Genomic DNA, 11,754 nt, shown 5'->3' with positions numbered 1-11,754 from the left:
TTCGCGCCGTTCATCGACGGGCGGAGCATAGCTTCCTATATCCAGATTGATGGACCCGCAGAGCGCTCTCGATGCCCTGGCTGAAGTGATCCGCGCGATCCCGCGTTCGGGCCTTCTCGCCGGTACGATTGGCGCGCTGGTGCTCGGCTGGATCGGCGCGCTGATGCTGCGCAAGGAAGTCGCCGGCGGCCGTCTGGTGCGGACCGTCAGCACGCTGGCGCTGATGGGGATCCTGCTGACCGTATTCCTCCAGCTCGCCCGCTTCGACCCGCGGCTCGATGTGGTCACCGATCTCGGCATGCCCGAACAGAAGATCGTGGGCGAGGAGACGATCATCCCGCTCGCGCCCGATGGGCATTACTGGCTCGTGGCCGAGGTGAACGGCGTGCCAACGCGGTTTCTCGTCGATACCGGCGCCACGCTGACCGCATTCTCTACCGCCAGCGCCGAGGCGGCCGGGCTTGCTCCGCGCACCGGCGGCCTGCCCGTCATGCTCAACACGGCGAACGGAACCGTGACCGCCGACCTGACCACGGTGGAGAACCTCAGCTTCGGCAATATCGAGGCCGAGGGGATCGACGCGGTTATTGCGCCTAACCTCGGTAAAACGAATGTGCTGGGCATGAATTTCCTCTCACGGCTCGAAGGCTGGCGCGTTGCCAATGGCGACCTGATCCTCACGCCCGGAAGGGTTGCGGCACAGTGAAGCTTTGACGCGCGGCGCCTAGCCGCTAAGGCGGGGCCTCGATGGCAGGCCCCACTTCGCTCCCATCTCCGCCACATCTGGCGCAGCTCCTCGAGGAGGGGCCGCACACGCTGTTCCTCGATTTCGACGGAACGCTGGTGGGGATCGCCCCGCGACCGGGCGATATCCACGTGCCTGCCGATCTGGCAGAGCGCCTGCACCAATTGCGAAGCCGCCTCGATGGCCGGTTGGCCCTGGTAAGCGGCCGGGCGCTGGACGATCTGGAAACGCATCTCGGTCCGGTCGCTATTGCCCGCGCGGGCTCGCACGGCGCCTCGCGCTTCCTCGCCGATGGAAGCCGGTTCGGACGCGCGCCCGAGGGCCTGCCGGATGAGGCTGTCGAGGAGCTGCGCTCCTACGCGCAAGAGCACGACCTCTTCTACGAAACCAAGAGCCATGGCGGCGCGCTGCATTTTCGTGGCCAAGCGGACAAGGCCGAGCAGACGCTCGCCTTCGCCCGGCAAGTGGCGGCGCGGCATTCCCTCGATGTCACCAGCGGCAAGGGCGTGGCCGAACTCGTGCGGCCGGGCGCCAACAAGGGCGCGGCGCTCCACGCCTTTATGGAGATTGCGCCCTTCTCCGGCAGCACGCCCATCTTCGTCGGCGACGACGTGACTGACGAGGACGGAATGCGCGCTGCAATCGAATTCTCAGGCTTCGGCATTGCCGTCGGGGAACGGGTTAGCGAGGCTGCGCGCTATCACTTACCGAACGTAGAGGCAGTGCACGATTGGCTGGACATATGACGCAAGCGAACCTTGAACTCTCCCCCATCGGCAATTGCCAGGTCAGCGCGCTGGTGGACGAGGAAGGCGGGTTCGTCTGGGGCTGCATCCCGCGGGTCGACGGCGATCCGGTCTTCTGTTCTTTGCTTAACGGCGACAAGCGGGACGAAGGCGTGTGGCGCTTCGAGCTGGAAGGGCAGGTGTCCGCCACCCAGCACTATATCCGCAACACGCCGATCCTTGTTACGCGGCTGGAGGCAGAAGACGGCAGCGCGCTGGAAATTCACGATTTCGCGCCGCGTTTCGAACGCTCGGGCAGGATGTACCGCCCGGTCGCCTATATCCGCATCGTCCGGCCTGTAGCCGGGGCTCCGCGCCTCAAGGTCCGTCTCGCACCGCTCACGAATTACGGCGAGAAACCTGCGGCGACGACGAATGGCACCAATCACATTCGCTATCTGGTCGGCGAGCAGGCCATGCGGCTCTCCACCGATGCTCCGGTGGGCTATATCCTCGAGGGTCGCAGTTACCGGGTCGAGAGCGACCAGCACTTTTTCCTCGGCCCCGACGAGCCCTTTGTCGGCAATATCCGCAGCGAATTGAGGCGGATGGAGGCCAATACGAAGAAATACTGGCAGCACTGGGTGCGAGGGCTGCACATCCCGCTCGAATGGCAGGAAGAGGTCATCCGCGCCGCCATCGCGCTGAAGCTCTGCCAGCACGAGGAGACGGGCGCGATCGTGGCTGCGCTGACGACATCCATTCCCGAGGCCCCGGGCAGCCAGCGAAATTGGGACTATCGCTACTGCTGGATACGTGACAGCTATTACACCGTGCAGGCGCTTAACCGCCTCGGTGCGCTCGACGTGCTGGAGAAGTACCTCGCCTACCTGCGCAACATCATCGACCGTGCGGGCGGAGGGCAGATCCAGCCGCTCTATTCGGTGATGGGCGATGCCGAGCTGCACGAATTCGAGGCGGAGCACCTCGCCGGCTATCGCGGCAACGGACCCGTGCGGGTGGGCAATGCGGCCTACAAGCAGGTTCAATACGATTGCTACGGCCAGATCGTGATGCCGACCGCACAGGCATTTTTCGACACGCGCCTTTTGCGCATGGCCGACGAGCGCGATTTTGAACATCTGGAAGAGGTTGGCGAGGCCGCATGGGACAAGCACGACAAGCCCGACGCCGGCCTGTGGGAATTCCGTACGAGGCAGGAAGTTCACACCTATTCTGCGGTCATGTGCTGGGCGGCCTGCGACCGGCTCGCCAATGTCGCCGCGCGGCTGGGTAAGGGGGACCGTGTCACTTATTGGAAGGATCGCGCCGAAGCGATCCGCGCCAAGATCGAGAGCGAGGCCTGGAACGAGGAAGGCCAGCATTACGGCGCCAGTTTCGAAAGCGACTATCTCGACGCGAGCCTGCTGCAGATGGTCGAACTGCGCTTCCTCAAGCCCGATGACGAGCGTTTCTTGAAGACCTTCGAGGCAGTCGAACGCGACCTGCGCCGGGGCGAACACATGCTGCGCTATGCGGCCGAGGACGATTTCGGCGCGCCCGAAACCGCTTTCAACGTCTGCACCTTCTGGCTGATCGAGGCGCTGCATCTGACCGGTCGCAGCGAGGAAGCGCGCGAGCTCTTCTCTTCCATGCTCAGCCACGCCACCCGTTCGGGTATGCTGAGCGAGGACCTTGATTACGACACGGGCGAGCTGTGGGGGAACTTCCCCCAGACCTATTCGCTGGTAGGTATCATTAACTCAGCCGGTCATCTTTCGAAAAGCTGGAGCGAGGTGCGGTGAGCACCGACGCCCGCCTTGTCGTGATCTCCAATCGTGTCGCAGTGCCCAAGGCGCGCGGCGCGGCGGGGGCGCAGGGCGGGCTTGCAGGAGCGCTGCATTCGGCCCTCAAGAGCCGCAAGGGCCTCTGGTTCGGGTGGTCCGGTGAAGAAAGCGAGAGCGGCCGCACCGGCAATATCGCCACGCAAACGAGCGACGGGGTTACAACAGCTACCATCGATCTGTCACAGCGCGACGTCGAGGAATATTACAACGGCTACGCCAATTCGACGCTATGGCCGCTGTTCCATTACCGCCTCGACCTTGCAAAGTACGAGCGCGAGACCGGCAAGGGCTATGAGCGCGTTAACGAACGCTTTGCCGAACTGGTCACTCCGCTGCTCGAAGACGACGATGTGGTGTGGGTCCATGACTACCACCTGATCCCGCTCGGCGAGCGGCTGCGGGCGCGCGGGGCGAAGAACCGGATCGGCTTCTTCCTACACATCCCCTGGCCTGCCACGAGGCTCTTCGTGTCGCTGCCCTATCACGAGCGGCTGGTGCGCACGATGCTGCATTACGACCTCGTCGGTTTCCAGACCAAGGAATGGCTCGACAGCTTCCTCCACTATTGCCGCACCGAACTGGGCGCCGAAGTGGACGAGGAAAGCGGAGGCGTCACGTTGGACGGGCGCACCACCATCGCGCGCGCCTATCCTATCGGTATCGACTGGGACCATTTCAGCGCGTTGGGCGAAACCGGCGATGCCCGGCAGGCGCAGCAGCGACTGATGAGCTCGACCCGGCGCCGTACGGCGATGATCGGGGTGGACCGGCTCGATTATTCCAAAGGTCTGCCCGAGCGGCTCGACGGCATTTCACGCTTTTTCGACAAGCATCCCGAACGGGTCCGCGACCTCGTCTTCGTGCAGATCGCACCGCCCAGCCGCGAGGATGTCGACAGCTACCAGGCGATCCGCGCCACGCTCGAGCAGAAGGCCGGCCAGATCAACGGCGCGCGCAGCGAAGTCGACGTGGTGCCGGTGCGCTACGTGAACCGCGGGTACAGCCATGCCGAACTGTTCGGTTTCTTCCGCGCGGCGAAGATCGGACTCGTCACCCCGCTACGCGACGGCATGAACCTCGTCGCCAAGGAATATGTCGCGGCGCAGGATCCGGAGGATCCCGGCGTCCTGATCCTTTCCAGCTTTGCGGGCGCGGCGGCGCAAATGCAGGACGCGCTGCTGGTCAATCCGCACAGTCCGGACGATCTCGCCCACGCAATTCGCACCGCGCTCGATATGCCGCTGGAAGAACGCAAGCGCCGTTATGAGGCGCTCATCGTCACGGTCCGGGACGACAATGTGCAGGACTGGACGGAGACTTTCCTGACCGACCTCGACTGCGTTCCCGGCTGTTAGGATACGGCGCGGCGGGTCGGTGCATCGCGCCAGCGCCCGGTGGCCTGTTCGAGATGATCCATCAGGCTGACATGCTGTGGCCGCTCCGACCGCGGGGTGAGAACTTCGTCGACTACGCGGATCAGCGCCTCGGCTTCGAACGGTTTGCGCAAGTATGCCTGCGCCCCGTTATGATAAGCAACATGCTCATCCTCGACACCGCTGATGCCGGTGAACATGACGACAGGAAGGTCGTAGGTTTGGGCCGAGCTGCGCAGCGAGCGAAGGACCTGCGCGCCGGTAAGGCCGGGCATGTCCTGGTCGAGCAGCAGCAAATCGGGCCGCCGCCACCGCAAGAGGTCCAGCGCCTTCTCCCCGTCGCCCACCCAACCGCAGGCGTGGCCGCTGTCCATCAGCACGTCGCTGGCCAGCTGGGCGATCATTTCGTCGTCGTCGACGATGAGGATATGCGGCATTTCTTCGGCTCCAGGCTTGTCCCTCCGACCCGTGTCGGGAGTAGGGTACAAGGTTAGAAAAGGCGGTTTCCGGCGCAATAAGGGCTATCCCCTAGAGCGGCCCGCTGCCACGCTGCCGCCCATGATTCGCGATCCCTTCCTCGACACCCAAGGCATTCACAATTTCCGCGATTACGGCGGCTGGGAGACAGCCGACGGACGGCAGGTTAAGACCGGCCTGTTGTGGCGCTCTGGCCAGCATGTGGGCGCCAGCGAGGCGGACCTTGCTGCCGTCCACGCGCTCGACATCCGCACCGTCATCGACCTGCGCGGCCTGTCCGAGCGCGAGAGGAATCCGTGCAAGCGGCCCGACGGCTTTGCAGGCGAAGTCCATTTCTACGAGGGCGAAACTACCTCGAGCCCGCCGCATATGGATGTGGACGAGGCCATCACCACGGCCGAATTCGCGCGCCAGCGGATGATGGCGGTCTATACGCGGATGCCGCGCAATCCGGCGATGGCCACGATGTTCTCGCGCTATCTCACGCTGCTCGCGGAACGCGGAGGCGCAAGCCTCGTCCATTGCTTTGCCGGCAAGGACCGCACGGGCGTCGCCGCCATGCTGCTGCTCCACATCCTCGGCGTCGATCGCGAACGGCAGATGGCCGAGTTCCTGCGCACCAACGAAGCGCCGACCTTCGAAGTCCTCGCCGCGCAGTCCGTCCCCGGGATCGAAGCGCGGCTCGGACGCAAGCTGGACGAGGAGGCGGTGAAGGCGCTGCTCGAAGTCCACGAGGATTACCTCCACACCTTCTGGCACGAGGTCGAGGAGGACCACGGGAGCCTCGATTCCTGGCTCGAAAACGCCATAGGTGTGGACGAGCTGTTGAAGGACGCCCTGCGCGCGCGCTACCTGACGTGACTCTGGCGGGGGCAGTCCCCATATAGCCGCTTCACACTTATTCGCATTACGTCCCCAAGAGATTCAGACCATGGCTACCCATCGCACCAAGATGCTCATCATCGGCTCCGGCCCCGCTGGCTATTCCGCCGCCATTTACGGCGCGCGCGCGATGATGGAGCCGATCGTCGTGCAGGGCCTGCAGCCCGGCGGCCAGCTGACCATCACCACCGATGTCGAGAACTATCCGGGCTTTGCGGACGTCATCCAGGGCCCCTGGCTGATGGAGCAGATGCAGAAGCAGGCCGAGCATGTCGGCACACGGATGATGTGGGACACGATCGTCGACGTCGATGTGGCGGGCGGTTCGCCCTTCAAGGCAATTGGCGACAGCGGCGACGAATACATTGCCGATGTGCTGGTGATCTGCACCGGCGCGCAGGCCAAGTGGCTGGGCGTGCCGGGCGAAATGGAACTTGGCGGCAAGGGCGTGTCGGCCTGCGCCACCTGTGACGGTTTCTTCTATCGCGGCAAGAAGGTCGCGGTGATCGGCGGCGGGAACACCGCGGTCGAGGAAGCGCTCTACCTCACCAACCATTCGGACGACGTCACGCTCATCCACCGCCGCGACGAACTTCGCGCGGAAAAGATTTTGCAGGAACGCCTGCTCAACCACCCCAAGATCACGGTGATCTGGAACAAGACGGTCGACAGCTTCGAGGCCGGCGACAACGGCGCGCTGCACCATCTCAACCTGCGCGATACGGTGACGGGCGAAAGCAGCACGCTGGAGACCGACGGGGCTTTTGTCGCCATCGGCCACGCGCCGGCCACCGAGCTGTTCAAGGGCAAGCTGCCGATGGATGAGGGTGGGTACCTGCTAACCGAAGCGGGTTCGCCCAAGACCGATATTCCCGGCGTGTTTGCTGCGGGCGACGTGACCGATCATGTCTACCGCCAGGCGGTCACCGCTGCGGGGATGGGCTGCATGGCCGCGCTGGATGCGGAACGCTTCCTTGCGAACCTCGAAATCGACGCCGACGGCCACGCCCACGCGGCCGAGGCTGCGGAGTAAGGGTCGGAAACGGGGCTCGCCTTTGACGAGCCCCGGTGTCCTTAGATGTGAATGTCGAACGCCCAGATCACGGCGTGGAAGATCAGCGCGATCAGAACGAGGCTCGACAGGGCGAACAGCACGAAGCGGACCATCACCTTGTTCGCCGTGACTTGCACGATCGAGTGAATGATCCTCAGGCCCACGTAAATCCACGCGAGCAGGGCGTTCATCCCATCGCCCATGCCCACCATGGCTAGCACGAGGCAGACCGCGTAAAAGACGGTCGGCTGTTCGTGCAAATGGTTGTAATTATGCGCCTTCCACTGGACTTCTGCGGGCAGGGCCTCGTCGAGCCCCTTGGTCTGGCGCGCATCGTCGGGCTGGATGCCCGCCTTGCTCATTGCCGGGATGCGTGTGGCGTACATCCACACCCACATCACCATGGTCCAGGCTAGCAGGACGACGACCGGCTGGAGGATTTCGGCTTCGATCATGATCTATCGTCTTTCGCTTAGGCGGGGGCGAGGGAAGGGTCGTGCAGCAACGTCGCCATCACGGCACGCACGGCAAGGATGGTGAGCGCGAGGCTGGAGACAAGGAACAGTAGGAAGCGGACCTTCACGACGTTGACCGTCGACTGGTAGACCGAGTGGATAATGCGCAGGCCGACGTAGATCCACGCCAGCAGCACGTCCCACGATCCCGGCCCCATGACCGCAAGGATCAGGACGGCGGCGTAGAAGATGGTCGGCTGCTCCATCAGATGCGCGTAATTGTGGGCTTTCCACTGCACCTGGTCGGGAATCACGCCTTCCAGATCCTGTCCGCGCCCGCCGGGCTTGGCGTCGCGCAGGCCGCCACCGCCGCCCAGCTTCTTGAGCGCGGGCAGGCGCGTGAAGGCCATCCAGTAAAGCATGATGAGCGACCAGAGCACGAGCACGGCGGCCGGTGCCAGCAATTGAGCCTGCATGGAATTCCCCTCTTCTTCTGCGCTGCGACGATAATTGCGCGCTGGCTGGTGTCAATTCGCGCGCAGCGTCTCGGCAAAGCTATCCGCATCGGTGTTGCCGCCCGTGACCATGATCACCGTGTCCTCGTCGAGCGGCACCTTGCCCGCCAGCGCCGCCGCCAGCGCCGCCGCGCCGCCAGGTTCGACGACGAGGTTGAGATGCGTGAAAGCGAAACGCTGGGCTGCGCGGACCTCTTCGTCGGTCACGGTCACGCCCGGCTCGGCGCGGTCCCGGAGCACATCAAGATTGATCGGCTTGGTCGCATCGGGCTGGAGCGCGTCGCAAATGGTGGAGGGCGGATTGGCGCCCACGCGCACGATCTCGCCGGCCTCAAGCGCCTGTCCGACCATGTCCCACCCCTGCGGCTCGACGACATGAATCGCGCTGTCGGGGCAGGCAAGGGCGAGCCCTGCGGCAAGACCACCGCCTCCGCAGCATACGACCAGCCGCGAGGGCGCGCGGCCGAGCTGGCGTCCGATCTCGATACCGGCGCTGCCCTGTCCCTCGATCACCCACGGATCGCCGAAGGCGTGGACCAGCGTCGCGCCGCGCGCCGCCACTTCGCGCGCCGCCACCTCGTCGCGGTCTTCGCCGGGACGGTCGTAGAGGACGATTTCGGCGCCCAGCGCACGGGTGGCTTCCAGCTTCACCTTGGGCGCGTTACGCGGCATCACGATGGCCGCGTCGATCCCCAGCCGCCGCGCGGCCCAGGCGACGCCTTGCGCATGATTGCCCGAAGACACCGCGACCACGCCGCGCGCCTTCTCCTCATCCGACAGGTTGGAGAGCCGCCACCAACCGCCGCGGATCTTGAACGCGCCCACCGGTTGCAGGCTCTCCGCCTTCACGTGGAGCCGCACCCCGCCAATCTCGACCGGCAGCAGCGGTGTTGCGGGGAGGATCGCGCCGATCGATGCGGCGGCGTCCAGCACGCCCTGCCGCGTCGGCTTTCTCATATCGTCCCGGACCATTTGGCTAGCCTAGTGCATTTCGCTAGAGGGCGCGCAAGATTCGAATTCACATACGAGGTTTCTTCATGTCGACAGTTTTGGTCATCGGTGCGGGCGGCGTCAGCTCGGTCTGCGTTCACAAGATGGCGATGAACAAGGACATCTTCACCGATATCCATCTCGCCAGCCGCACCAAGTCCAAGTGCGACGCCATTGCCAAGAGCGTGAAGGAGCGCACCGGCGTGGACATCTCAACCTACGAGATCGACGCTGAAGAAGTGCCTGCGATGGTGAACCTCATCCGCAAGGTCCAGCCGAGCCTCGTCGTCAACCTCGCGCTTCCCTATCAGGACCTTCCCATCATGGACGCCTGCCTCGAAGCGGGCGTGTCCTATCTCGACACGGCGAATTACGAGCCCAAGGACGAGGCCAAGTTCGAATACCACTGGCAGTGGGCCTATCACGACCGTTTCAAGGACGCCGGCCTCATGGCGCTGCTGGGTTCGGGCTTCGACCCGGGCGTGACCAGCGTCTTCACTATGTGGCTGAAGAAGCACAAGCTGAAGACCATCCGCCAGCTCGACATCCTCGACTGCAACGGCGGCGACCACGGGCAGGCCTTCGCCACCAACTTCAACCCCGAAATCAATATCCGCGAAGTGACCGCGCCCGCGCGTCACTGGGAGAACGGCGAATTCGTCGAGACCCCGGCGATGGGCAAGAAGGTCGAATTCGACTTCGAAGGCGTAGGCCCGAAGAACATGTACATGATGTATCACGAGGAGCTGGAAAGCCTCGCCAAGTTCAATCCCGAACTGGAGCGCGCGCGCTTCTGGATGACCTTCGGCGATGAATACATCAAGCACCTCACCGTGCTGCAGAACGTCGGCATGACCCGCATCGACCCGGTGCGCTACCAGGGCAAGGACATCATCCCGCTGCAGTTCCTCGCCGCCGTGCTCCCCAAGCCCGAAACGCTGGGCGAAACCACCAAGGGCAACACCAACATCGGCGTGATCGCCACCGGCGAAGCGCTCGATGGATCGGGCGATAAGACCTTCTACATCAATAACATCTGCAGCCACGAGGCGGCTTACGAGGAAACCGGCAACCAGGCCGTCTCCTACACCACCGGCGTGCCGGCGATGATCGGTTCGGCGATGATGGTCACCGGCAAATGGTCGGGCGACGGTGTCTTCAACATGGAAGAGATGGACCCCGATCCCTTCATGGACATGCTCAACGAGCACGGCCTGCCGTGGCAGGTGAAGGAAATGGACGGCCCGGTCGACTTCTGATGCGGCTGACCGGTCTCGTCCTGGTAGCGCCGCTGGCCCTGTCCGGCTGCGTCGTGCCCGAGCCGGAAGCGGGCGCGCAGGACGAAACGGTGAACGAGCCCACGACGGTATCAAAGGGTATGCCTTTTCTGCCCGGTAGCGCCCTATCCGCCGAGGACCGCCGCGTCTGCGAGGAGCAGGGCGGCACGGTCGAGAAGCGCGGCATGGCGCAGATCGAGCAGTGCGTCACGCCCTATGCCGATGCGGGCAAGGCCTGCACCGATGGCGACCAGTGCGAAGGCCGCTGCATCGCCGAAGGGCAGGTCGGCTCGCCTCCCGGAGAACCCGTCACCGGCATCTGTCAGCGCGACGATCGCCTGTTCGGCTGCTTCGGCATCGTCGAGGACGGCACCATCGAGGCGGGGCTGTGCGTCGACTGATCCTTGCTGCGGCTGCGCTGGCGCTGACCGCCTGTAGCGGCGGCAAGCCCGCGCGCGAGGAGGCTCCGCCCGTCGCCATCGACGAAAGCTGGCCCGACATTCCCGAGAGCGCGGTGTTCGGCGAGCCCACCGCCGTCGATGTCGACAGCCACGGGCACATCTTCGTGCTGCACCGCGCGGGGCGCGAATGGACACAGCCGTTCCCGACCGATCCGATTCCCGAGCCGACCGTCTTTATGTTCGCCGCCAACGGCAAGCTGCTGGGGAAATGGGGCGCTGGCGAACTGGTGATGCCGCACGGCCTTTCCATCGATGACGACAACAGGGTCTGGATCACCGACGTCGCGCGCGAACAGGTCCTGCGCTTCAGCCATGAGGGTGCCGAGGAACTGGTGCTGGGCACGCGCGACGAGACCGGGCAGGACGAAAGCCACTTCGGGCGCCCTGCCGATGTAACCTTTGTCGGCGACCGCGTGCTGGTCGCCGATGGCTATCTCAACCGCCGCATCATGGTGTTCGACCGCTCGGGCAATTTCCTCGAACAATGGGGCGAGGAGGGCGAGGATGCTGGCGAGTTCGACCTGCCCCACGCCATCGCCGCCGATAGCGAGCGCATCTATGTCGCCGACCGCGAGAATGCGCGGGTGCAGGTCTTCTCGCTCGACGGTGAGCCGCTCGCCCAGTGGCGGCAGGACGGCACGGGCCACCCTTACGCGGTGAAGCCAATCGGCAGCGGCTATGCGCTGGTGATCGAGGGACGCGACCGGGCAGGGCGCAACACGGCGATCGGGCGCATCTATCGCGCCGACGGCGGCCTTGAGCGGGTGTTCGATGCAGGCGTCGATCCGCGCACGGGAACCAGCCTCGGCCACGATGTCGCCATCGGACCCGACGGCAGCGCCTATATGGTCGACAACAGGGCGAACCGGGTGATCAAGTTCGACCTCTCCCGTGCCGGGGTGGAAGAGGCGGACCCCGACTGACATCTCCCCCCTTTCGCATCGGCGCCGGCG

General features: G+C 64.6%; 13 protein-coding genes. 9 read left to right on the top strand and 4 right to left on the bottom strand.

Features of this window, described 5'->3' with window-relative positions; all coding sequences use genetic code 11:
• The first annotated feature begins 49 nt into the window (after nucleotides 1-49).
• Genes K3148_RS00710 through K3148_RS00695 form a run of 4 tightly spaced genes read left to right on the top strand, consistent with a single transcriptional unit; the run spans nucleotide 50 to nucleotide 4,672 of the window.
• The gene (locus K3148_RS00710) at nucleotides 50-706 is read left to right on the top strand and encodes a retropepsin-like aspartic protease family protein (RefSeq protein WP_221425447.1); all 657 of its coding nucleotides are present in this window, start codon (nucleotides 50-52) and stop codon (nucleotides 704-706) included.
• 41 nt (nucleotides 707-747) lie between these two features.
• Nucleotides 748-1,491: a trehalose-phosphatase gene (gene otsB / locus K3148_RS00705; protein ID WP_221425446.1), complete on the top strand. Its 744-nt coding sequence runs from the start codon at nucleotides 748-750 to the stop codon at nucleotides 1,489-1,491.
• Nucleotides 1,488-3,275 carry a glycoside hydrolase family 15 protein gene (locus K3148_RS00700; protein WP_221425445.1) on the top strand — a complete coding sequence of 596 codons (1,788 nt, stop codon included), beginning with the start codon at nucleotides 1,488-1,490 and terminating at the stop codon, nucleotides 3,273-3,275. Before otsB ends, K3148_RS00700 begins: the two co-directional genes overlap by 4 nt.
• Nucleotides 3,272-4,672 (top strand): alpha,alpha-trehalose-phosphate synthase (UDP-forming), encoded by a 1,401-nt coding sequence (locus K3148_RS00695; RefSeq protein WP_221425444.1) that lies wholly within the window; start codon nucleotides 3,272-3,274, stop codon nucleotides 4,670-4,672. The genes K3148_RS00700 and K3148_RS00695 overlap by 4 nt, the downstream gene beginning before the upstream one ends.
• Here K3148_RS00695 and K3148_RS00690 read toward each other — a convergent pair.
• Nucleotides 4,669-5,127, bottom strand: coding sequence for a response regulator (locus K3148_RS00690; RefSeq protein ID WP_221425443.1), 459 nt, complete (start codon nucleotides 5,125-5,127; stop codon nucleotides 4,669-4,671). The two genes, K3148_RS00695 and K3148_RS00690, sit on opposite strands and share 4 nt — an antisense overlap.
• 121 nt (nucleotides 5,128-5,248) lie before the next feature.
• Here K3148_RS00690 and K3148_RS00685 point away from each other — a divergent pair, with 121 nt between their 5' ends.
• Complete coding sequence (locus K3148_RS00685) at nucleotides 5,249-6,028, top strand: tyrosine-protein phosphatase (RefSeq protein WP_221425442.1); 780 nt, start codon at nucleotides 5,249-5,251, stop codon at nucleotides 6,026-6,028.
• Between the two features lie 70 nt (nucleotides 6,029-6,098).
• Nucleotides 6,099-7,082, top strand: a complete 984-nt coding sequence (gene trxB / locus K3148_RS00680; RefSeq protein WP_221425441.1) for a thioredoxin-disulfide reductase — start codon at nucleotides 6,099-6,101, stop codon at nucleotides 7,080-7,082.
• A gap of 41 nt (nucleotides 7,083-7,123) precedes the next feature.
• On the opposite strand, the gene K3148_RS00675 is transcribed toward trxB, so the two are convergent.
• From K3148_RS00675 to K3148_RS00665, 3 genes are read right to left on the bottom strand one after another with little or no spacing between them, the layout of a single operon-like run.
• Entirely contained in the window at nucleotides 7,124-7,558 is a 435-nt protein-coding gene (locus K3148_RS00675; RefSeq protein WP_221425440.1) for an MAPEG family protein, read from the bottom strand.
• 17 nt (nucleotides 7,559-7,575) lie between these two features.
• Nucleotides 7,576-8,034: an MAPEG family protein gene (locus K3148_RS00670; RefSeq protein ID WP_221425439.1), complete on the bottom strand. Its 459-nt coding sequence runs from the start codon at nucleotides 8,032-8,034 to the stop codon at nucleotides 7,576-7,578.
• A gap of 51 nt (nucleotides 8,035-8,085) precedes the next feature.
• The gene (locus K3148_RS00665; RefSeq protein WP_247711600.1) at nucleotides 8,086-9,030 is read right to left on the bottom strand and encodes a threonine ammonia-lyase; all 945 of its coding nucleotides are present in this window, start codon (nucleotides 9,028-9,030) and stop codon (nucleotides 8,086-8,088) included.
• Nucleotides 9,031-9,110: 80 nt separating this feature from the next.
• Between K3148_RS00665 and K3148_RS00660 the strand changes: the two genes are divergently transcribed.
• The 3 genes from K3148_RS00660 to K3148_RS00650 are packed head-to-tail and all read left to right on the top strand — an operon-like array spanning nucleotide 9,111 to nucleotide 11,724.
• Nucleotides 9,111-10,322 carry a saccharopine dehydrogenase family protein gene (locus K3148_RS00660; RefSeq protein ID WP_221425437.1) on the top strand — a complete coding sequence of 404 codons (1,212 nt, stop codon included), beginning with the start codon at nucleotides 9,111-9,113 and terminating at the stop codon, nucleotides 10,320-10,322.
• Nucleotides 10,322-10,741, top strand: coding sequence for a hypothetical protein (locus K3148_RS00655; RefSeq protein WP_221425436.1), 420 nt, complete (start codon nucleotides 10,322-10,324; stop codon nucleotides 10,739-10,741). The genes K3148_RS00660 and K3148_RS00655 overlap by 1 nt, the downstream gene beginning before the upstream one ends.
• Nucleotides 10,729-11,724 carry a peptidyl-alpha-hydroxyglycine alpha-amidating lyase family protein gene (locus K3148_RS00650; protein WP_221425435.1) on the top strand — a complete coding sequence of 332 codons (996 nt, stop codon included), beginning with the start codon at nucleotides 10,729-10,731 and terminating at the stop codon, nucleotides 11,722-11,724. The genes K3148_RS00655 and K3148_RS00650 overlap by 13 nt, the downstream gene beginning before the upstream one ends.
• The last annotated feature ends 30 nt before the right edge of the window (nucleotides 11,725-11,754 follow it).

Source organism: Qipengyuania aurantiaca (assembly GCF_019711375.1).
In the GTDB taxonomy this organism is placed as follows: Bacteria; Pseudomonadota; Alphaproteobacteria; order Sphingomonadales; family Sphingomonadaceae; genus Qipengyuania; species Qipengyuania aurantiaca.
The sequence above is the reverse complement of the archived record's forward strand: the minus strand, read 5'-3'. Positions and strand labels throughout refer to the sequence as shown.

Bases quoted from the DNA above. Each gene is read 5' to 3' on its own strand.
- K3148_RS00665 (WP_247711600.1), bottom strand. From the start codon at position 9,030: ATGAGAAAGCCGACGCGGCAGGGCGTGCTGGACGCCGCCGCATCGATC.
- K3148_RS00690 (WP_221425443.1), bottom strand. From the start codon at position 5,127: ATGCCGCATATCCTCATCGTCGACGACGACGAAATGATCGCCCAGCTG.
- K3148_RS00670 (WP_221425439.1), bottom strand. From the start codon at position 8,034: ATGCAGGCTCAATTGCTGGCACCGGCCGCCGTGCTCGTGCTCTGGTCG.
- K3148_RS00675 (WP_221425440.1), bottom strand. From the start codon at position 7,558: ATGATCGAAGCCGAAATCCTCCAGCCGGTCGTCGTCCTGCTAGCCTGG.
- K3148_RS00660 (WP_221425437.1), top strand. From the start codon at position 9,111: ATGTCGACAGTTTTGGTCATCGGTGCGGGCGGCGTCAGCTCGGTCTGC.
- otsB (WP_221425446.1), top strand. From the start codon at position 748: ATGGCAGGCCCCACTTCGCTCCCATCTCCGCCACATCTGGCGCAGCTC.
- K3148_RS00655 (WP_221425436.1), top strand. From the start codon at position 10,322: ATGCGGCTGACCGGTCTCGTCCTGGTAGCGCCGCTGGCCCTGTCCGGC.
- K3148_RS00700 (WP_221425445.1), top strand. From the start codon at position 1,488: ATGACGCAAGCGAACCTTGAACTCTCCCCCATCGGCAATTGCCAGGTC.
- K3148_RS00685 (WP_221425442.1), top strand. From the start codon at position 5,249: ATGATTCGCGATCCCTTCCTCGACACCCAAGGCATTCACAATTTCCGC.
- K3148_RS00710 (WP_221425447.1), top strand. From the start codon at position 50: ATGGACCCGCAGAGCGCTCTCGATGCCCTGGCTGAAGTGATCCGCGCG.
- trxB (WP_221425441.1), top strand. From the start codon at position 6,099: ATGGCTACCCATCGCACCAAGATGCTCATCATCGGCTCCGGCCCCGCT.